Origin of the sequence: Streptomyces sp. S465 (assembly GCF_026898115.1) — a bacterium.
GTDB lineage: Bacteria > Actinomycetota > Actinomycetes > Streptomycetales > Streptomycetaceae > Streptomyces > Streptomyces luomodiensis.
In genome coordinates this window covers 1521690-1542213 of the sequence record NZ_CP114036.1, presented here as the reverse complement: position 1 = coordinate 1542213, position 20524 = coordinate 1521690, and the positions used below count along the sequence as shown (strand labels likewise).

At 72.9% G+C, this 20524-nt stretch carries 17 protein-coding genes; 12 read left to right on the top strand and 5 right to left on the bottom strand.

Translation table 11 applies throughout. The annotated features are described in order from the left end of the window. Window positions 1–61 precede the first annotated feature (61 nt). From N6H00_RS06485 to N6H00_RS06470, 4 genes are all read left to right on the top strand, one after another. Window positions 62–1633, top strand: coding sequence for an acyl-CoA synthetase (locus N6H00_RS06485; RefSeq protein ID WP_268970607.1), 1572 nt, complete (start codon window positions 62–64; stop codon window positions 1631–1633). Between the two features lie 87 nt (window positions 1634–1720). Beyond that, window positions 1721–2146, top strand: a complete 426-nt coding sequence (locus N6H00_RS06480; protein ID WP_268970606.1) for an Hsp20/alpha crystallin family protein — start codon at window positions 1721–1723, stop codon at window positions 2144–2146. A 49-nt stretch (window positions 2147–2195) separates the two neighbouring features. Then, entirely contained in the window at window positions 2196–2642 is a 447-nt protein-coding gene (locus N6H00_RS06475; protein WP_268970605.1) for a DUF2267 domain-containing protein, read from the top strand. Window positions 2643–2794: 152 nt separating this feature from the next. Then, window positions 2795–3397, top strand: a complete 603-nt coding sequence (locus tag N6H00_RS06470) for a chorismate mutase (protein WP_268970604.1) — start codon at window positions 2795–2797, stop codon at window positions 3395–3397. Between the two features lie 133 nt (window positions 3398–3530). Here the strand turns inward: N6H00_RS06470 and N6H00_RS06465 are convergent, their stop codons facing one another. Together N6H00_RS06465 and N6H00_RS06460 are read right to left on the bottom strand one after the other, a co-directional pair. Continuing rightward, window positions 3531–4088, bottom strand: coding sequence for a GNAT family N-acetyltransferase (locus N6H00_RS06465; RefSeq protein ID WP_268970603.1), 558 nt, complete (start codon window positions 4086–4088; stop codon window positions 3531–3533). Between the two features lie 35 nt (window positions 4089–4123). Beyond that, window positions 4124–5752: an acyl-CoA synthetase gene (locus N6H00_RS06460; protein WP_268970602.1), complete on the bottom strand. Its 1629-nt coding sequence runs from the start codon at window positions 5750–5752 to the stop codon at window positions 4124–4126. A gap of 162 nt (window positions 5753–5914) precedes the next feature. Here N6H00_RS06460 and N6H00_RS06455 point away from each other — a divergent pair, with 162 nt between their 5' ends. The 5 genes from N6H00_RS06455 to N6H00_RS06435 all read left to right on the top strand — a co-directional run bounded on the left by N6H00_RS06455 (window position 5915) and on the right by N6H00_RS06435 (window position 10328). After that, a complete protein-coding gene (locus tag N6H00_RS06455) occupies window positions 5915–6721 on the top strand; it encodes a crotonase/enoyl-CoA hydratase family protein (RefSeq protein ID WP_268970601.1) in 807 nt (268 codons plus the stop codon). A 75-nt stretch (window positions 6722–6796) separates the two neighbouring features. Then, a complete protein-coding gene (locus N6H00_RS06450; protein ID WP_268970600.1) occupies window positions 6797–7756 on the top strand; it encodes a Zn-ribbon domain-containing OB-fold protein in 960 nt (319 codons plus the stop codon). Next, window positions 7757–8824, top strand: a complete 1068-nt coding sequence (locus N6H00_RS06445) for a thiolase domain-containing protein (RefSeq protein WP_268970599.1) — start codon at window positions 7757–7759, stop codon at window positions 8822–8824. Then, complete coding sequence (locus tag N6H00_RS06440) at window positions 8821–9987, top strand: thiolase domain-containing protein (protein WP_268970598.1); 1167 nt, start codon at window positions 8821–8823, stop codon at window positions 9985–9987. Before N6H00_RS06445 ends, N6H00_RS06440 begins: the two co-directional genes overlap by 4 nt. Before the next feature lie 95 nt (window positions 9988–10082). After that, window positions 10083–10328: a DUF397 domain-containing protein gene (locus tag N6H00_RS06435; protein WP_268970597.1), complete on the top strand. Its 246-nt coding sequence runs from the start codon at window positions 10083–10085 to the stop codon at window positions 10326–10328. 156 nt (window positions 10329–10484) lie between these two features. Here N6H00_RS06435 and N6H00_RS06430 read toward each other — a convergent pair whose 3' ends face one another. Next, entirely contained in the window at window positions 10485–11642 is a 1158-nt protein-coding gene (locus N6H00_RS06430) for an isoafricanol synthase (protein WP_268970596.1), read from the bottom strand. Between the two features lie 251 nt (window positions 11643–11893). Between N6H00_RS06430 and N6H00_RS06425 the strand changes: the two genes are divergently transcribed. Both N6H00_RS06425 and N6H00_RS06420 read left to right on the top strand, forming a co-directional pair. Further along, a complete protein-coding gene (locus N6H00_RS06425) occupies window positions 11894–14821 on the top strand; it encodes an ATP-binding protein (protein ID WP_268970595.1) in 2928 nt (975 codons plus the stop codon). A 50-nt stretch (window positions 14822–14871) separates the two neighbouring features. Beyond that, the gene (locus N6H00_RS06420) at window positions 14872–15372 is read left to right on the top strand and encodes a hypothetical protein (RefSeq protein ID WP_268970594.1); all 501 of its coding nucleotides are present in this window, start codon (window positions 14872–14874) and stop codon (window positions 15370–15372) included. Window positions 15373–15392: 20 nt separating this feature from the next. On the opposite strand, the gene N6H00_RS06415 is transcribed toward N6H00_RS06420, so the two are convergent. Both N6H00_RS06415 and N6H00_RS06410 read right to left on the bottom strand, forming a co-directional pair. Then, window positions 15393–17432, bottom strand: a complete 2040-nt coding sequence (locus N6H00_RS06415) for an N-acetylmuramoyl-L-alanine amidase (protein ID WP_268970593.1) — start codon at window positions 17430–17432, stop codon at window positions 15393–15395. Between the two features lie 163 nt (window positions 17433–17595). Then, window positions 17596–18699 carry an aminoglycoside phosphotransferase family protein gene (locus tag N6H00_RS06410; protein ID WP_268970592.1) on the bottom strand — a complete coding sequence of 368 codons (1104 nt, stop codon included), beginning with the start codon at window positions 18697–18699 and terminating at the stop codon, window positions 17596–17598. Window positions 18700–18946: 247 nt separating this feature from the next. On the opposite strand from N6H00_RS06410, the gene N6H00_RS06405 reads away from it, so the two are divergent. After that, window positions 18947–20452: a DNA-binding protein NsdB gene (locus N6H00_RS06405; RefSeq protein WP_268970591.1), complete on the top strand. Its 1506-nt coding sequence runs from the start codon at window positions 18947–18949 to the stop codon at window positions 20450–20452. Window positions 20453–20524 lie beyond the last annotated feature (72 nt).

The following is a 20524-nucleotide window of genomic DNA, read 5'->3' as shown; positions in this document are numbered from 1 at the left end:
CGCCCCACCCGCCGGCCGTCAGATCGCCTGACACCGCCGTCAGAAGGAGGACCGGACCGCCATGTCCCCTACACCCAACGGCTTCTGGGCCCAGGCCGCGCTCGAACCCGACCGTACCGTGCTCATCGCCCCGGACGGCGCCCAGTGGACCGCCGGGCGGCTGCACAGCGTGTGCAACCGGCTCGTCGGCGGGCTGCGCGCCGCCGGGCTGCGCCGCGGCGACGCCCTGGCGGTCGTCCTGCCCAACGGGGTGGAGTTCTTCGTCGCCGCGCTCGCCGCCACCCAGGCCGGGCTCTACCTGGTGCCGGTCAACCACCACTTGGTCGGCCCCGAGATCGCCTGGATCGTCTCCGACTCCGGCGCCAAGGCGCTGATCGCGCACGAGCGCTACGGCGGGCCGGCGACCGCCGCCGCCGACGAGGCGGGGCTGCCCGCGACCCACCGCTACGCGGTCGGCGCGATCGACGGCTTCCGCCCGTACGCCGAGCTCCTGGAGGGGCAGTCCGGGGAGCCGCCCGCCGAGCGCGAGCTGGGCTGGGTGATGAACTACACCTCCGGCACCACGGGCCGTCCGCGCGGTATCCGCCGCCCGCTGACCGGGCGGCTCCCCGAGGACAGCCACCTCGGCGGCTTCCTGCGCTTCTTCGGCATCAAGCCGCGCGCCGAAGAGCCCGACCACGTCCATCTGGTGTGCTCACCGCTCTACCACACCGCCGTCCTCCAGTTCGCGAGCTCGTCGCTGCACATCGGCCACCCCCTGGTGGTCATGGACAAGTGGACGCCCCAGGAGATGCTCCGCCTCATCGACACCCACCGCTGTACGCACACCCATATGGTGCCGACCCAGTTCCACCGGCTGCTCGCCCTCCCCGACGAGGTCAAGCGGTCCTATGACGTCTCGTCGATGCGCCACGCGATCCACGGGGCAGCGCCCTGCCCCGACCACGTCAAACGCGCGATGATCGACTGGTGGGGCGGCTGCGTCGAGGAGTACTACGCGGCCAGCGAGGGCGGCGGCACCTTCGCCACCGCCGAGGAGTGGCTGAAGAAGCCGGGGACCGTCGGCCGCCCCTGGCCCATCAGCGAGATCGCCGTCCTCGACGACGAGGGCACCCGGCTCCCGGCCGGTGAACTGGGCACCGTCTACCTGAAGATGAGCACCGGGGGCTTCGCCTACCACAAGGACAAGAGCAAGACCGAGAAGAACCGCATCGGTGACTTCTTCACCGTCGGCGACCTCGGCCTGCTGGACGAGGACGGCTATCTCTACCTCCGCGACCGCAAGATCGACCTGATCATCTCGGGCGGGGTCAACATCTACCCCGCCGAGATCGAGGCCGCGCTGCTCACCCATCCGGCCGTCGCCGACGCCGCCGCCTTCGGGGTGCCCCACGAGGACTGGGGCGAGCAGGTCGTCGCGGTCGTGGAGCCCGCCGAGGAATATGCGCCGGGGCCCGATCTGGCCGCCGGGATCCTCGACCACTGCGCCACCCGGTTGGCGGGGTACAAATGTCCCAAGTCGGTGGATTTCATCGCGGAGATGCCACGGGATCCCAACGGCAAGCTCTACAAGCGGCGGCTGCGTGAGTCGTACGGAGGAGGAGCGGAAGGCGCAGGTCACGGCCACCCTTGAGCGTGGGGTTGTCAACTTTGTGTCGGCCGCGCTATATAAAAAGACATAGGGCATCGCACGCAGCGATACGAAAAGGAGTGATCTGTGATGCTCATGCGCACCGACGCGTTCCGGGAACTCGACCGGCTCTCCCAGCAGCTTCTGGGCACCGCCGCACGGCCGGCCGCGATGCCGATGGACGCCTACCGCGCCGGGGACGAGTTCGTCGTCCACTTCGACCTCCCGGGCATCGACCCCGACACCATCGACCTCGACGTCGAGCGCAATGTGCTGACCGTCCGCGCCGAGCGCCGCTCCCCGGCCCCCGAGGGCGCCGAACTGATCGCCTCGGAGCGCCCCTCCGGCGTCCACACCCGCCAGCTCATCCTGGGGGACACCCTCGACACCGAGCGGATCGACGCCACCTACGACGCGGGCGTCCTCACCCTCCGGCTGCCGATCTCGGAGAAGGCCAGGCCGCGCAAGATCAAGATCAGCGACGGGGCGGGCTCTCCCCGCCAGTTGACCGCCTGACACAGCTCCCACCCCGTCACGAGTTCACGAGAAAGGCGCTACCACAGCCATGTTCCAGCAGCGTCGCCCGGGGCGGCCAGAACCCGGTATGACGTACGACGAGCTGATCGAGGCGGTGCGGTACGAGGGTCTCTACCCCACCCGGGAGCGGGCCGAGGAGGTGACCCGTACCGTGCTGGCCGCCCTGGGGCGTCAGCTCACCGGCGATGAGCGGGTCGCCCTCGCCGGGGCGCTGCCCAGGAGGGCGGCGCGGGTGCTCGCCGCCGAGATCCCCGCCTCCGAGCGGCTGACCGGCTGGGGGTTCGTCAAGGACATCGCCGCGCACATCCCCGGATCCACCCGGGCGACCGCCCGCTGGGATGCCGGATCGGTGCTGGGTGTCATCGGCCGGCTGGCAGGCCCCGAGCTGCGGCGCCGCGTCCTGGACCACCTTCCCGAGGGGTACGCCCTGCTGTTCGGCCAGGCCGAGCTCGCCCGGCCGCCACAGCCCGCCTGATCCCGGCCATCGCGCCACGGGGCCGGTTCCGCGCGTCCAGCGGGACCGGCCCCGTGGCGTCGAGCCGGGGCGGCGGCCTATCGTGCCAGGGCCCGTCGCGCGCCCGGACGACGCCCCGGGCCGCCGTACCGCCGAGAGAGGAACGCCCGTTCATGCGACCGCATCTGTCCGCGCGTCATGCGCTGATCGCCGTGCTGGCCACCGCCGTGCTGGCCACGGGAGCCACGACCGCCGCCGCCGCTCCGGCCGGCCCCGCTCCCGCGCACGCCTCCCTGCGGCCGCTGGTCGACCTGGCCGCGGAGCGGGTGCTGGTGGCCGATGAGGTCGCCGCCGCGAAGTGGGGCACGGACAGCCCGATCGACGACCCGGCGCGGGAGCGGGAGGTGCTGGACGCGGTGGCGCGGCAGGCCGAGGAGCTGGGCGCCGACCCGGAGGCGACGGCGAGGATCTTCCGCGACCAGATCGAGGCCAGCAAGGTCGTCCAGCGCGGTCTCTACCGCCGCTGGGACGCCGACCCCTCCCAGGCGCCCACCGAACGCCCCGACCTCGGGCGGATCCGGCTGGAGATCAACCGGATCAACGGCGAACTCGTGCGCGCCATCGCGGACTCGGCGGCCGTGCGCGAGACCCGCTCCTGCGCGGGACGGCTCACCGCCGGGGCCGCCGCGGTGATCCACGGGCGGCACCTGGACGCGCTGCACACCGTGGCGCTGGGCCGCTCGCTGCCGTCGGTGTGCGAGCGTGCGGAGCCCTAGGGCCTGTCCGACACATCCCGCCGTCACATCCCGCCGTGCTCGGGACGCCTGGCACCGCGCGCCCGGCTACCGCTGGGAGGCGCCCCCGCATCAGCCGTTGGTGTGACCGCCGGGCAGGGCCCGAGGTGGCGGGTCACACCGCGGGACGCTCGTTGAGGATGCGCTGGAAGATCAGATGCTCCCGCCAGGCGCCGGCGATGTACAGATAGTCGGGCGCCCTGCCGATCCACGTGAACCCGCTGCCGAGCAGGACGCGCTGGGAAGCCACGTTATCCGTCAGCGTGCCCGCCGCCACCCGGTGCAGTCCGAGGTGTTCATCGGCCGCCCGGCAGGCGGACCGGGCCGCTCGGGTGGCCAGCCCGCGCCCGAGGTGCCCGGCGTCGATCCAGTAGCCCAGATTCGCGTTGCGCCACGGGCCGAGGACGATCTGCGACAGCGTGACCGTCCCCAGGATCCGCCCGTCCCCGGCCAGCACCCAGGGCACCAGCCGGCCGGCCTCCCACTGCGCCAGCTCATCCCGCAGCCGGGCGTCCTGGCCCTCGGCGGTGAAGAAGCTCTCGTCGCGGTGCGGGCTGGTGGGCGCCAGATGCTCACGGTTACGGACGTACGCGTCCGCGAGCGCCTCGGCGTCGGTCTGGACGGCGGGCCGCATGACGATGCCGTCGGCCAGGGTCACCGGAGGAATGATCATCCGGTCAGCTTAGTCTGCCCGGTCTTCCGGGCGGCTCAGCCGGCCGACCACGGCCCCGGGTCCGCCTCCTGCGCCACCGCGCGCGCCCAGCGGTAGTCGGCCTTGCCGCTGGGGGAGCGCCGGACGCGGTCGGTGAAAACGACCGTACGGGGGATCTTGTAGCCCGCGAGCCGCTCCCGGCAGTGCTCGCGGACCGCGTCGGCGGTGAGCCCGGACGCGTCCGCCCGCGGCTGGACGACGGCCGCGACACGATGGCCCCAGCGGGTGTCCGGGACGCCCGCCACCAGTGCGTCGTACACCCCCGGATGGGCCTTCAGGGCCTGTTCCACCTCTTCCGGATAGACCTTCTCGCCACCGGTGTTGATGCACTGCGAACCGCGCCCGAGGACGGTGATCACACCGTCCTCGTCGACGGTCGCCATGTCGCCGAGCAGCACCCAGCGCTCCCCGTCCGCCTCGAAGAACGTCTCGGCGGATTTCCCCGGATCGTTGTAGTAGCCCAGTGGCACATGGCCGCGCTGGGCGATACGGCCCGGCTCACCGGGCGCCACGGGGGCGCGGGTCGCCGGGTCCACCACCGTCGTACGGGCGTTGACCCGCAGCCGGAAGCCCTTCTCGGGGCCGGAGTCGGCGGTGGCCGTGCCGTTGAACCCGGACTCCGAGGAGCCGAAGTTGTTGAGCAGCAGGGTGTGCGGGGCGAGTTCGGCGAACTGGGCGCGTACGGTCTCCGACAGGATCGCGCCCGAGCTGCTGACGCTGAGCAGCGAGGAGAGGTCGGTGCCCTTGAGAGGGCCGGTCAGGGCGTCCACCAGTGGCCGCAGCATCGCGTCGCCGACCAGCGACACGGCGGTGACCTCCTCCCTCTCGACCGTCCTCAGCACCTCCTCGGGCACGAACTTCCGGTGCAGGACCACCTTCTGGCCGAAGTTGAACGCGATGAAGGCCGTAAGGGTGGAGGTGCCGTGCATCAGCGGCGGGGTGGGGAAGAAGACCAGCCCCTCGCCGCCCGTCGCCACCCGCTCGGCCAGCTCCTCCGGGCGCCCGACGGGCACACCGGTCGGCGCGCCGCCGCCCAGCCCGGCGAAGAAGAGGTCCTCCTGCCGCCACAGCACGCCCTTGGGCATCCCGGTGGTGCCGCCGGTGTAGATGATGAACCGGTCGTCGGCGGATCGCGCCGGGAAGCCGCGCTCGGGCGACCCGGACGCCTCGGCCTCGGTGAACGCCACCGCCCCAGGGGGACCGTCGCCGGTGCCGACCCGCACCAGATGGCGCAAGGAGCCGGCGCGTGGCAGCGCGGCCGCCACCCGCTCGCCGAACTCGGCGTCGTAGACCAGGGCGGCCAGGTCCGCGTCGCGGTAGAGGTAGACCAGCTCGTCTTCCACATAGCGGTAGTTGACGTTCACCGGCACGGCCCGGATCTTCAGACAGGCCAGGGCCGTCTGGAGGTACTCGACGCCGTTGCACAGATGCAGTCCGACATGCTCGCCCGGGGCGACCCCGCTGTCCCGCAGATGGTGTGCGAGCCGGTTGGCGGCCGCGTCGAGCTGGGCGTAGGTCAGCCGCCGCTCGGCCCCGGTGCCGGGGTGGTCGAGGTACACCAGCGCCTCTCTGCCGGGCACCGTGTCGACGATCGACTCGAACAGGTCGGCAAGGTTGTACTCCACGGCTCCTCCTGATCCCTCGATCCGGCGGGCTCGGCGCTCATTAGAGCCGCGCCCGGATGAGGTGGGAAGGCCCACGGCCAGAAAATCTGACTGTCCATCAGATTTCTCTTGAAGTCGGCCCACGGCTGCTGCAACCTGTTCTCGTCGAGACGGGAGGACGCCGTGACGAGCGGGACCGAACACCTCATCGCCGAGCGCGTCGGCGCGACCTTGGTGCTCACCCTGAACCGGCCCGAGGCCAGGAACGCGCTCTCGCTGCCGATGCTGGTCGGGCTGTACGACGGCTGGACCGAGGCCGACGAGGACGACGCCGTACGGTCGGTGGTGCTCACCGGCGCCGGCGGCGCCTTCTGCGCCGGAATGGACCTCAAGGCGCTCGCGGGCGGCGGCCGGCTGGACGGACAGCATCTGCGCGCCCGCCTCGAAGCCGACCCCGATCTGCACTGGAAGGCGATGCTGCGCCACCACCGGCCGCGCAAACCGGTGATCGCCGCCGTCGAGGGCCCCTGTGTCGCGGGCGGTACCGAGATCCTCCAGGGCACCGACATCCGGGTCGCGGGCCGCGGCGCCACCTTCGGGCTCTTCGAGGTCCGGCGCGGGCTGTTCCCCATCGGCGGCTCCACCGTGCGGCTGGCCCGCCAGCTGCCCCGCACCCACGCCCTGGAGATGCTGCTGACGGGGCGTCCCTATCCGGCGGAGGAGGCGGCGCGGATCGGGCTGATCGGCCATGTCGTCCCGGACGGCACGGCGCTGGAGAAGGCCCTGGAGATCGCCGAGCTGATCAACGCCAACGGGCCGCTCGCCGTCGAGGCGGTCAAGGCGTCCGTCTACGAGACCGCCGAGATGACCGAGGCCGACGGCCTGACGTCGGAACTGAGCCGCGGCTGGCCGATCTTCGACACCGCCGACGCGAAAGAGGGCTCGAAAGCCTTCGCGGAGAAACGGCCGCCGGTCTACCGCCGGGCCTGATCCCCGCACTCCCGGGGCGCCGCACCCCCAGGTCCCCGCCCCACCCCGCCGGCCGCGCGGAAGGAGACCCACCCCATGACACCGGCCCCCTCGCCCGAGGTGCTCCAGGCGCCTTTGGTCGTCGAGTTCCCGTTCACCCGCTCCCTCGGCCCGGTCCAGAGCGCCTTCCTCACCGGACTGCGGACCCGCACCGTGCTCGGCGTGCGCACCACCGACGGCCGGGTGCTGGTGCCGCCCGTCGAATACGACCCGGTCACCGCCGACGAACTGGCCGACCTCGTCGAGGTCGCCCCCACCGGCACCGTCACCACCTGGGCCTGGAACCCCGCGCCGCGCCGCGGCCAGCCCCTGCGCACCCCCTTCGCCTGGGTGCTGGTGCGGCTGGACGGCGCGGACACCGCGCTCCTCCACGCCCTGGACGCCCCCGGTCCCGACGCGGTGCGCACCGGTATGCGGGTACGGATCCGCTGGGCCGGCGAGCGCGTGGGCGCCATCACCGACATCGCCTGCTTCGAGCCGTACGACGGCGCCGGGGCCGGTGAAGCCGTGCCGCACAGCGGCGAGTTCGCCGACCCCGTCAGCGGCATCGTGGCCCCCGCCCGCCTCGACTACACCTACGCACCCGGCCGCGCCCAGTCGCGCTATCTGAAGGCCCTCGCCGGCCGGACCATCTACGGGGAGCGCTGCCCGTCCTGCCGCAAGGTGTACGTCCCGCCCAGGGGGGCCTGCCCCACCTGCGGTGTCGCCACCGACGAGCAGGTGGAGGTGGGTCCGCGCGGCACGGTCACCACCTTCTGCATCGTGAACATCAAGGCCCGTAACCTCGACATCGAGGTGCCGTACGTCTACGCCCACATCGCCCTGGACGGCGCCGACCTGGCCCTCCACGGACGCATCGGCGGCATCCCCTACGACCAGGTGCGCATGGGGCTGCGCGTGGAGCCCGTATGGAGTGCGGACGGGCGCTACCCCGACCACTACCGCCCCACCGGCGAACCCGACGCCGACTACGACACCTACAAGGAGCTGTTGTAGATGCGCCAGGTTGCCATCGTCGCCTTCGGCCAGAGCGACCACCGGCCCGACAGCGCGGAGACCTCCGAGGTGGAGATGGTGATGCCGGTCCTGCACCAGGTGCTGGACACCGTCGGTCTGCGGGCCGGTGAGATCGACTTCACCTGCTCCGGTTCCTCCGACTACCTGGCGGGCCGCGCCTTCTCCTTCACCATGGCCCTCGACGGCGTCGGCGCCTGGCCGCCCATCTCGGAGTCGCATGTGGAGATGGACGGCGCCTGGGCGCTGTACGAGGCGTGGACGCGGCTGCTGACGGGCGAGGCGGACACCGCGCTCGTCTACGCCTACGGCAAGTCCTCCCCCGGCGATCTGCGGGAGGTCCTGACCCGCCAGCTCGACCCGTACTACATGGCGCCCCTGTGGCCCGACTCGGTCTCCCTGGCCGCCCTCCAGGCCCAGGCGCTCATCGACGCGGCGGACACCGGCGCCGACGAGCGGGCGCTGGCCGGGGTCGCGGCGCGCAGCCGGACCGCGGCCGAGACCAACCCGCATGCCCAGCTGACCGGCTCACCGCCGCCCGAGGCGCTCCTGGACGAGCCCTATCTGGTGCGGCCGCTGCGCCGCCACGACTGCCCGCCCATCGGTGACGGCGCGGCCGCCGTCGTCCTCGCGGCCGGGGACACCGCGCGCCGGCTCTGCCCCCGCCCCGCCTGGATCCGCGGCATGGACCACCGGACGGAGGCGCACAGCCTCGGTGTCCGGGACCTCACCCGCTCCCCGTCCACCCGGCTCGCCGCCGAGCGCGCGGGCGCCTTCCAGGCCCCCGTCGACCTGGCCGAACTGCATGCGCCGTTCACCTCCCAGGAGCTGATCCTCCGCCGTGAACTGCGGCTGGCGGACGCGGTGCGCGTCAACCCGTCCGGCGGGGCGCTGGCCGCCAACCCCATGATGGCCGCCGGGCTGATCCGGCTCGGCGAGGCGGCCGCCGCCATCCACCGCGGCGCCGCCGGCCGCGCCCTCGCCCATGCCACCTCGGGCCCCTGTCTCCAGCAGAACCTGGTGGCCGTCCTGGAAGGGGATGTCCTGTGACGAAGGAGCCGGTGGCCGTCGTCGGGATCGGCCAGACCAAGCACACCGCCGCCCGCCGCGACGTCTCCATCGCCGGGCTGGTCCGGGAGGCCGCCGTACGGGCCCTCACCGACGCCGGGCTGGGCTGGGCGGACATCGACGCCGTCGTCATCGGCAAGGCCCCCGACTTCTTCGAGGGCGTCATGATGCCCGAGCTCTACCTCGCCGACGCGCTCGGCGCGGTCGGCAAGCCGATGCTGCGCGTGCACACCGCGGGCTCGGTCGGCGGCTCCACCGCGCTGGTCGCCGCCGGCCTCGTCGCCGCCCGCGTCCACCGGACCGTCCTCACCCTCGCCTTCGAGAAGCAGTCGGAGTCGAACGCCATGTGGGGCCTGTCCCTGCCCATCCCCTTCCAGCAGCCGCTGCTGGCCGGGGCGGGCGGCTTCTTCGCCCCGCACGTGCGGGCGTACCTGCGGCGCACCGGCGCGCCGCCCGGAATCGGCGCCCTCGTGGCCTACAAGGACCGTCGCAACGCCCTGCGCAACCCCTACGCGCACCTCCACGAACACGATCTGACGCTGGACAAGGTGCGGTCGTCCCCGATGCTGTGGGATCCCATCCGCTACTCGGAGACCTGCCCCTCCTCGGACGGCGCCTGCGCCATGGTGCTCACCGACCGCGCCGGCGCGGACCGCGCCCCGTATCCGCCCGCCTGGATGCACGGCGGCGCGATGCGCAGCGAGCCGACGCTCTTCGCGGGCAAGGACTTCGTCTCGCCGCGGGCCGGCCGGGACTGCGCGGCCGATGTCTACCGGCAGGCCGGGATCACCGATCCGCGCCGGGAGATCGACGCGGTGGAGATGTACGTGCCCTTCAGCTGGTACGAACCCATGTGGCTGGAGAACCTCGGTTTCGCGGACGAGGGAGAGGGCTGGAAGCTCACCGAGTCCGGGATCACCGAGATCGACGGCGAGCTCCCGGTCAACCCCTCCGGCGGGGTGCTGTCCACCAACCCCATCGGGGCCTCCGGCATGCTGCGGTTCGCCGAGGCCGCGCTCCAGGTGCGCGGGCGGGCGGGCGAGCACCAGGTCGACGGCGTCCGTAAGGCGCTCGGCCACGCCTATGGCGGAGGCTCGCAGTTCTTCTCGATGTGGGTGGTCGCGGACACGCCGCCGACCGGTTGAGGCCCGGTGCTCCGTACTCCTTTCGTGGCCTGTCCGGCACCGGCCACGAAAGCTTAAGGTGGGGCCGGGACGACGATCAGGGAGGATGAGCCGACGTGGCCGACACCACCACCACCGCACAGCCACTGACAGGGACCGGCGAGCAGCCCGAACTCGACCTCTCCCAAGCCCAGTGGCAGTCGAGCAGCCAGGGTGTGGGCGATGTGGAGATCGCCTTCGTCGAGGGCTTCATCGCGATGCGCCACGGCCGTCGTCCCGAAGGCCCGGCGCTGATCTTCACCCCGGCCGAGTGGCGCGCCTTCGTCCTGGGCGCGCGCGACGGCGAGTTCGACCTCACCTGAACCCGGGCCGCCGATCAGGGGCGGGCGGATCCGGCCACACCGGACGGCCCGCCCCCTGGATCGGCCCCGTGACCGGCGGCGCATTCCCGCCGATCTCGTATGGCCGAAAGACCCGCCTTCAGCGCGCTCGGCTCGCGCGCCGGCTACCGCGGGTGCCTACCGGTGAGGCGGGCCGCCGGTGGGTGACGGCAGCGAGGCGTCCCGCCCCGCGCGGATCAGCTCCTCCGCACCGGCCAGCTGCGCCCAGGGCCGCTGCCGGCCGTCGCTGACCGCCTCGGTGCCCCGCTCGTCGTACCGGGCCGTCCGCAGCGACCAGCCGAGATTGCCGGTCATCACATGCCGCATCCCGTCCACATAGCGCGCCACGGCGGCGTGCGTGTCCGGGGCCGCCCCCGCCTCGGCGAGCAGCGCCGGCAGCCTCGCCGCGGTCTCCTCGAACCAGCGGTAGCGCGCGTTGGCGAGACCGGCGATATGGCGTACCGCGTCCTCCAGGTCACCACCCGTGCGCTGCCACTGGACGATGACGCTGTTGTGGACGTCGCCGACGGCCAACTCCTTGTCCAGGGAGGCGATGTCATTGGTGAAGACCACCACATCGTCCGTGGCCTCCCGCATACGGGCCAGCGGAAAGCCGCCGTGCAGCGCGGGCGGCAGGGTGTACCCGCCGAACGGCTCGTTCAGATCGAGACACGGCTGTACCCCGATCGAATGGCGGCGCAGCGCGAGCACGGCCTCCACCGAGCGCGGGGCGCCCGCGCCGCCGGGTCCGGGCAGGTCGCCGGTCCGCTCCAGGGCCTCGCGGTGGTAGGAGTGCAGATACTCCAGCCAGTGGTGGCGGAAGCGGTCCCGCCACACCGGCGGCCGGCCGGAGTTGATCCGGCGCCACAGGTCGCGGAAGCTCTCCAGGAGCGGCCCTTCGCCGCCCCGCGCCCCGCCGTGTGTCTCGTCCTCCTCGGTGATCCGTATGACGTCCGCCACCAGCCGCGCCACCGCCTCCGGACGGTGGCCCAGCTCCCCGTCGAACTGATCGTCGAAGACGAAGTACCAGCCCACGAGGTCATTGCCTAAATCCAGCTCGGCGCCGCTCGCCCGGGGGTAGAACAGTCCCGTCAGCACGTCGAAGCGGAGCGCGTCGTACTCCGCGGCGGACGCGTGGTCCTGGAAGACGCCGTACCGTGAAAGCCATCGGATGGTGTGCTGCCTGGCCGCCTCGGTGTCGGGACTGAGGTCGGCGGAGGCCGGGAAGTCGAACAGCGCCGCCCGGCGCAGCAGTGCCCTCCGCCGGGCATGTGGTCGCGAAGTCTGTGTGTGCATGAGTCGTGTCGGCCCCCTTCGTCGTCCGGGCGGCCCGAGTGCCGCGTATACCGGAGGCATACGCGGCAGCCGGCCGACCCGATGAATCCGGTCATCCTCGCGTGCGAACCATGTCATCGATAGAGGGCACAGTGAAGTGGCGTGTGCCACTGGCAATGACAGGCGGAAATCCCTCCATCGAGAGCTACGCAGCGTGCCATCCGCGCTACCCTCGGCGGCACTTGCCGGAGGGGAAGAACGTGGCGGAGTACATGAGCCAACAGAACCGGACGCGCCGGACACTGCTGGAGAGGGAGCGCGAACTGAGCGCCGTGGACGGCGCGTTGACCGAACTGTGCGGCACGGACCCCGGGAACCGGACCGAGATCCGCGGCGGTGGCGTGATCGCCTTCGAGGGGCCCGGCGGCGTGGGCAAGACCGCGCTGCTCGGCGAGGCGCGCCGGCGGGCCGCCGCCCGCGGCTGCACCGTGCTCCGGGCCCGCGGCGGTGAGCACGAACAGGGCGCGGCCTTCCACGTGGTGCGTCAGCTCTTCCAGCCGGTGCTCGCGGCGACCGGCGAGGACGAGCACCGCAGAATCCTCGGCGCCTGGTACGACATCGTCGCGCCCGCGGTCGGCCTGGTGGTCTCGGGCAGCGGCGGCGCACCCGATCCGCAGGGCGTCCGCGACGGCCTCGACTGGCTGGTGACCCGCTTCGCCATGGAACACGCCCCGGTCGTCATGATCCTCGACGACGTCCACTGGGCCGACCCCGAATCGCTGGACTGGCTCACCCGGTTCGCCTCCCGCACCGCGGACCTGCCCCTGCTGCTGGCCGTCGGCTACCGCCCGGAGGACCTGACCGCCGACGTCGCCGCGATACGCCGCCTGGTCGAACGCCAGGGATCACGGCCGCATGTGCTGGCGCCGCTCACCCCGAGCGGAGTCGGCAGTATCGTCCGGGAGATCCTGGGCGAAGACGCCGACGACGCGTTCTGCCGCGAGTGCTGGGCGATGACCGGCGGCAACCCCTGGGAGGTCACCGAGCTCACCGCCAAGATCCGCGACCGGGAGCTGAAACCGCAGTCGGAGAACCTGCCCGCCCTGCGCCAACTGGTCTCCTCGGCCAAGGACAGCGGGCTCAACGACCGGCTGACCCGCCTCGGCACCGCCGCCGTCCGCTTCGCCTGGGCCGTCGCCGTCCTCGGCATCGAGGCCACCCCGGCGCTCACCGCCAATGTCGCCGGGCTCAGCGAGACCGAGGCCGCCGATGTGGTGGCGCGGCTCGTCGAGGCGCGGATCCTGGCCCCGCCGCGCCCCGGAAACGGCACCCGGCCCCTCGAGTACCTCCACCCGCTCATCGCCACCGCCGTCTACCAGGCCATCCCCGGCGCCCTGCGGGTGGCCATGCACGGCCAGGCCGCCACCGTGGTGCTCGCCGCGGGCCTGGGCTCCGCGGCCGCCGGCCGGCACCTGCTGGAGATGCACCCCGAGGGCGACCCCTGGGTGGTGCGCCATCTGCGAGCGGCCGCCCAGGAGTATCTGCGCGCCGGAGCCCCCGACGCCGGGCGCCGCTGTCTCGCCCGCGCCCTGCGCGAACCACCCGCCCCGGAGGAGCGCGCCGCCGTGCTGTACGAGCTGGGCTGCGCCGCACAGCTCACCGAGCCCGGGGTCACCGTCAACCATCTGCGGGCCGCGCTCGAGGAGCCCGAGCTCGGCCCCGAACTGCGCGAGGCGATCACCTACCGGCTCGCCCAGGCGTACGGCCACAGCGGCCGTATGGAGGAGGCCGCCCAGGTCTTCGCCGTCGAGGCCGGGCGCGCCACCAGCGCCCGCACCCGGCTGCGGATGCAGGCCGAGCAGCTGATGTGGAACATGTTCCGGGCCGACGAGAAGGAGTCACCCGCCCGCTCCCGGCGGCTGGCCCGGCTCGCGGACCACCTCACCGGCCGTGGCATGGCCGAGCGCTATCTGCTGGGACTGCGCGCCTTCGACGCGATGACGCGCGGAGAACCGGCCGCCACCGCACTGCACTACGCCGAGGAGGCCCTCGGCGACGGCCTCAGCTGGACCGACGACGACTGGGGCTTCGAGGTGCCCATCCTGGTCGCCCTGGTCTTCCTCCACTGCGACCAGCCCGGACGGGCCGAGGAACTGTTCAACAGAGGCATCGCCGAATGCGAGCGCAAGGGCTGGCGCGGCTCCCACCTGGCGTTCGGCTTCACCCTCCTCGGCTACGCCCGGCTCCGCCGCGGCGCGCTCGGCGAGGCGGAGGAGCTGGCCCGCGAGGGGATGCGGATCGCCGATCTGGTGGGCTCCTCGACCCCCGCGCACTGGACCGCGGTCGGCACCCTCATCGAAACCCTGATCTGCCGGGGCCGGGTCCAGCAGGCGCAGGAGTTCGCGGCCGGACACGCCGGTGAGACCCTGCCGCAGGCCACGCTCTGCCCCGATGTGCCGGCGGTCCGCGGTGAGCTGCTGCTGGCCGCCAATTTGCACCGCGAGGCCCGGCACCGGCTCACCGAGGCCGGCCGCCGCATGGACGGGCGCGGTATGCGCAATCCCGCCTGGTGCCCCTGGCAGCTCCACCTCGCCCAGGCCCTCGCGCTGACCGATCCCCGGCAGGCCGCCGAGGTCGCCGACGACGCGGTGCGCCGCGCCCGTCAGTTCGGCACCCACTCCGCGATCGGCAAGGCGCTGCACACCGCGGCCACCGTCACCCAGGGGCCGGACCGGATCAAGCTGCTGGCCGAGGCCGTCAGCCATCTGATGCGGTCACCGTCCGCCTACGACCTGGCCGTGGCGCTGGTCGACCACGGCGCCGCGCTGCGCCGTATCGGCCTGCCCCAGGAGGCCGGCGACCGGCTCTACCGCGGTCTGGAGGGAGCGGTGCAGTGCGGCGCCGACGCGCTCGCGGTCCGGGCCCGCGACGAGCTGTCCGCGGCCGGGCTGCGCCCGATGCAGCTGCGGGTCGATCACACCAGCCCGCTGACCGCGCAGGAACAGGCCGTCGCCGAGCGGGCCGCGGAGGGCTGGGCGGACGCCCGGATCGCCGAGGCGACGGGGCTGGCGGAGCGCGAGGTGGCCCGGCTGCTGTCCGATGTCTACCGTAAGGTCGGCACCGACCGGGCCGGGCTGGCGAAGCTGCTGATCACCCCCACCGCGGGTCTGCCCCGGCGCCCCGGGTCCGACCCCGGCTGAGAGGTGCGGCCCGGCACGGCAACCGGCGCGCGGCCACGTACCATGTCCGCATGTCCTTCCTCCGCCGCCGCAGCGCCGCCACGCCCACCGGGCCGGACTTCGATGTCCTCGCCATGGACCCGGGAGACTGGCCCGGCGATCTCGGGGCGGGGCTGCTGCCCGCTCCGGACGGCACCTGCCAGGGCGTCTTCCTGCGCTACGACCTGTTCGGCGGACGCGGACCGGCGATGATCATCGGCAATCTGCCGGAGGGATCCCCGGCCCGGGAGGTGGCCGAGGGCCAGCCGCCGTTCGAGGTGACACAGCTGCTGGCGGCGCTCGGGAACGACGAACCGGTCCATGTGGTGGACACCGAGGACAGCCCGGTCATGCACGAGGACAACCTCCTCATCGTCCGCCGGATCAAGCTCTCCGAGGGCCGGATCTCCTGCTCCCAGTTCGACCGCAGCGACGGTGTGCTCGTCACCATCGCCAGCTGGGACCGGCCGATCACCGACGATCTGTACCGGCTGCTCAAGCCGCTGCCCGCGGAGATGTTCCAGCAGCGCTGAGGGGCGACGGCCCGTCAGGGTCACGTCCCGGATGGCCGGACCGTCACATCCGCGGCCCGGACGAACGCCACCCGGTGCCCGAACTGGATCTGGTAGTACACGTCCTGGCCGCGCACCACCTTGTGACCGGCCTGGTCGAAGGTGATCGCCCACAGATACTCGCCCCGCGTCCGCAGCCCCAGGGGATAGGACTGCCCGGACAGCAGCTTGTACGGCAGCGGCGAGACCGACTGCACCGGCACCCCCTCCGGATACGCCTCCTTCTCCGGGTAGGCGCGGCCGTACACCGGAACCTCCGCCACCCCGTCCCTGGGCGTCACCACCAGCCCCTTGGCGCTCACCGCCGTGGGCCGCCGCTTGGGGTTGTGGAACCAGGCCCGCCGGCCGAGGTACCAGATCGCCGTCCAGTCGCCCTCGCGCCCCGCGAGGGCGAACTGCTGCCCGGTGCTGGCGCGGGCGCCGGTGTCGTTGACCCCGGTGGTCGAGTCGGTGCCGTCGGGGCGCAGCCCGATGTCCTTGACCAGCGGGGCGTCCGCGCTCGGCGCGGTGTGCAGCCGCACCGCGGCCGAGCCGTGCGGGGCACACGGCTCGCCCGCCGTCTCGCAGCCGGTGTAGACGGGCTGGTGGGTGTCGTAGTCGGGGCGGATGGTGACCAGGCCGCCCGAGGCGCCCGCGGTGCGCCGGAAGGGCGCGCCGAGCAGGGTGAAGTAGTGCGCCCAGTCCCAGTAGGGGCCGGGGTCGGTGTGCATGCCCTTGATGGTGGAGGTGGTGGTGCCGGGCACATTGTCATGGCCCAGGATGTGCTGGCGGTCCAGCGGAATGTCGAACCGCTGGGCGAGATAGCGCACCAGCCGCGCCGAGGAGCGGTACATCGCCTCCGTGTACCAGGCGTCCGGGGCGGTCACGAAGCCCTCGTGCTCCAGACCGATGGACTTGGCGTTGACGTACCAGTTGCCCGCGTGCCAGGCGACGTCCTTGAGCGGCACGTGCTGGGCGATATGCCCGTCGGAGGAGCGGAGGGTGTACTGCCAGGACACATAGGTGGGGTCCTGGACCAGCTTGATGGTGGTGTCCCAGGAGCCTTCGGTGTCATGGATGACGATGTAGTCGATGGACTGCGAGGCGGGCCGGTCGCCCAGGTCGTGATTGCCGTAGTCGCCGTCGCCGAGCTCCTGGTAGGGCGCCGGCATCCACGCACAGGACACGTTCTCGGGGGCCTCGACACGCGGGTCCCGCGCACGGGACGGCAGACCGAGCGCCCGCAGCTGCCGGGTGTCCGGCGTGACACCGGGCACCGCGTCGAGGGCGACCCGCTCCCCGTCCCCGGTCGTCCGCGCGGCACCGCCGCGGATCACCTCGTACACCTCATCCGCGAAGACGGCCGCGGCCCTGGCGTCATCGGCGCCGCAGTAGGCCGCCACCGCCGCGTACCAGTCGGCGGGGTCCTCGCTCGGCGGCAGCCCCAGCCGCTTCTGCGTGGCGGCCAGCAGGGCCGCGCCACCGCGCACATTGGCGCTCGCGTCGCCGCGCAGCGCCTCCGCGGACAGCCCGGTGAGCTGCGCGGCCCGGCCGAGGGTGCGCAGCCGGGCGGGCAGCTGCCGGGGCTCGGCGACGGTGGCCTCGGGGACCTTCAGGGGCCGGGCGAGGTCGCCACGCGCGTCCTCGGTGCCCTGGCTGTGGTGCGGGGCGGTGAGCAGGGCGGTGTGGGCGTCGGTGAGATGCATGGGGCCGTAGCCGCCGGTGACGCTGGGCGCGCCGCGGTGGCCGTCCCAGCGCGACTGAAGATACGAGACGCCCAGGAGCACGCTGAGCGGAACCGCATACTCGGCGGCCGCGGCCGCGAAGGCCCGCTGGAGGGCGCCGCCGTCGGCAGGAGTACCACCGGCAGGAGCGCCGTCGGCCCGCGGCTGGTCGGCATGGGCGGCGGGCGTCGCGGAGACCAGCGGCAGCAGAAGGGCGGCGGACGCCGCGGCTCCCGCGGTCCGCAGAGTGGCTCTCCGGCTGGGGCCGGACGCGTTTCCGTTCGCGTCGTGGGCGCTGTCCTGTGCGGATCCTGGCATGGCAGCCTCCTCAAGCGGGCCGGGCCGACCCGAGCCACTTAGAGATATGCGCTGCCAGGCGCCGCGTCAATCGCCGTCACCCAGACGGATGTTCGCATGTCAGCCCGCCTGCGGCGCGTCACTGGTCCAGACCGGTGACGCGCCCCTCGGGCCGCCACCCGGCCTAGCGGGTGCCGACCGCGGCCCGCACCGCGCGCCGGGCCAGCGCGCAGTCGTCATGCAGCCGGCGCAGCAGCAGCCGCTGCTCCTCACCGGCCGGGACCGCGCCCGGCACCACGGGGGCGGGGTCCCGCATGGTGCGCTGCACCGCCATCTCGTACTGGCGGATCTCCCGCGTCAGCACCAGCATCAGATTCACCAGGAAGGAGTCCCGCGCGGCCGGGCCCGCGGCCTGTGCCAGCTGGCTGATCTGACGCCGGGTGACGGGGGCGTCGCCGAGCACCGTCCACAGCGTGGCCAGGTCATAGCCGGGCAGATACCAGCCCGCGTGGTCCCAGTCGAGGAGCACCGGGCCCGCGGGGGACAGCAGGACATTGCTCAACAAGGCGTCGCCATGGCAGAACTGCGCCGGGGCCTGCCGCCCCGAGCCGTGCGAGACACCGCGCAGCAGCTTCTGGAGATCGCCCATGTCCCGGTCGGTCAGCAGGCCCAGCTCGTGATAGCGGACCAGCCGGGCGGCGTAGTCGATGGGGGCGTCGAACACGTCGGCGGGCGGCCGCCATTGGTTGACACGGTGCATCGCGCCCAGCACCGCCCCCAGGTCGGCGCGCGGCGGGGGCTCGGTGGGATGGCGCTGCGCGGACGCGATCCGTCCGGGCATCCGCTCGATGACCAGCGCGCAGTTGTCCGGGTCGGCGGCGATCAGCCGGGGCACCCGCACCGGCGGGCGCTGACGGACGAACGCCCGGTACATCGCTATCTCCCGGCGGAACCGCTCGGCCCACGCGGAGGAGTGGTCCAGCAGGCACTTGGCCACCGCGGTGCCGCGCCCGGCGGTGCCGACCAGGAGCACGGACCGTCCGCTGCGCCGCAGCACCTGCACCGGGTTGAACTCCGGACAGATGCGGTGGACCGAGGTGATCGCGGTGCGCAGCTGCGCCCCCTGTGGACCGGACAAGTCGAGTCTCCCGCGAGGCGGCACGGGGCCGCTGGCGGCGGTCCGCCGGGCCCGGCCGCCGGGGGCGGGATCGAGGTACGGCCCAGTGCCGGGCAGCTGCCGCCGGTACGGCCGGGGCGGGGCGGACACGGAGGACGACGCTGCGTACATGGGCGAGACAGATCCCTTCGTGTGCCGACGAGTTGCGTACGCACCCGGCCCCGGGGACGGGACCGCACCCTGGGGAATGCGGCCGGTACAGCTCGAGTCGCCACCGGGCCGGGTAACGCGCTCCTACATCACACCCACGCGCGGGTGGCACACCATCTGGCGCACCCTGGCGAACCCTGGCGAATAGTCGCACGGCCCGTGACGGGACCGTTACTGTCAAGTCAGCCGAGGAACCTGGGGGCTTGACGTGACGAGGGAACCCAACACCCGTCTTGCGGACCTGTTCGGCCTCGCCGGATGGTCCAAGGGGGAACTCGCGAGGCTCGTGAACCGGAAGGCGGCGGCCATGGGCCATCCGCAGCTGGCGACCGACACCTCGCGGGTGCGGCGTTGGATCGACACCGGCGAGACGCCGCGCGATCCCGTGCCCAAGGTGCTGGCGGTCCTGTTCACCGAGCGCCTCGGTCGAGTCGTGACCATCGAGGATCTCGGGTTCGGACGAGGGGGACGCGCCGGAAAGGGGCAGTCCGCCGACGGGCTGTTCTGGCCGCCCGAGTCCACGGCCGAGGTCCTCACCGAATTCACGGGAATGGACCTTATGTTCAACCGACGCGGCTTGGTGGGTGCGGGCGCCGCGCTCGCCGCAGGATCCGCCATCACCGGTGCCATGAGCGACTGGCTGCTCTCCGACCCCACCCTCGCCATCGACGCGCCCCGTACCGACGACCCCCTGTCCGCCGAGCCCGTGGGCTTCGACCGCTACGAGGCCGCCCCCGTGGGCTCCCAGGAGATCGATGCCCTGGAGACATCGGTCGAAGTCTTCCGCGCCTGGGACGCGGCCCGCGGCGGCGGGCTCCAGCGCAAGGCCGTGGTCGGCCAGCTCAACGAGGTGGGCGGCATGCTCGCCTACCGCCACCCCGAGCGTCTCCAGCGCAGACTGTGGGGGGTGGCGGCCAATCTGGCGGTGCTCGCGGGGTGGATGTCCCATGACGTCGGCCTGGAGCCGACCGCCCAGAAGTACTTCGTCATCGCGGCACACGCGGCCCGCGAGGGCGGCGACCGGCCCCGGGCGAGCGAGGCGCTCTCCCGGGCCGCCCGGCAGATGGTGCACCTGGGCCGCCCGGACGACGCCCTGGAGCTGATGAAGCTGGCCACGTCCGGTGCGGGGGAGGAGGCGCTGCCGCGCACCCGGGCCATGTTCCGCACCATCGAGGCGTGGGCGCGGGCGTCGATGGGCCAGGGCCAGGCGGTGCGCCGCGCCCTGGGCGAGGCGGAGGAGCTGTTCGCCGCCGACAGCGGTGACGAGCCGGCGCCGAGCTGGATGCAGCTGTTCAACGAGGCGGATCTGCACGGAATGCAGGGGCTGGTCTACCGCACCCTGGCCGAGCACGAGCCGGGGGTCGCGGCCATCGCCCAGAGCCATGCCAAGCAGGCGCTGCGGATGCGCGAGGGCGGGCGCCAGCGGTCCCAGATCTTCGACCACATCTCCATCGCCTCGGCCTGTTTCATCGGCGGCGATCCGGAGCAGGCCGACCACCACGCCCGGCAGGCCCTGCTGACGATCGACCAGAACTCCTCGCACCGCACCTGGGACCGGCTGCGCGAGATGTACCGGCTCACCGAGCGGTACGCCACGTCATCGGCGATCCGGGAGCTGCGTGAGGAGATCCAGCAGACGATGCCGAAGGGGGCGGGAAAGGGGGGCGCGGGGCTGAAAGGTGCCGGTTCCATCGCCACGAGCGCGGCCGTCTAGGCCCCGGCAGGCGGAGGTCCGCCGGGAAGGCCCGCCGGACCGGGGCCGGCGGCCCGGCCACGCCTCACGAGG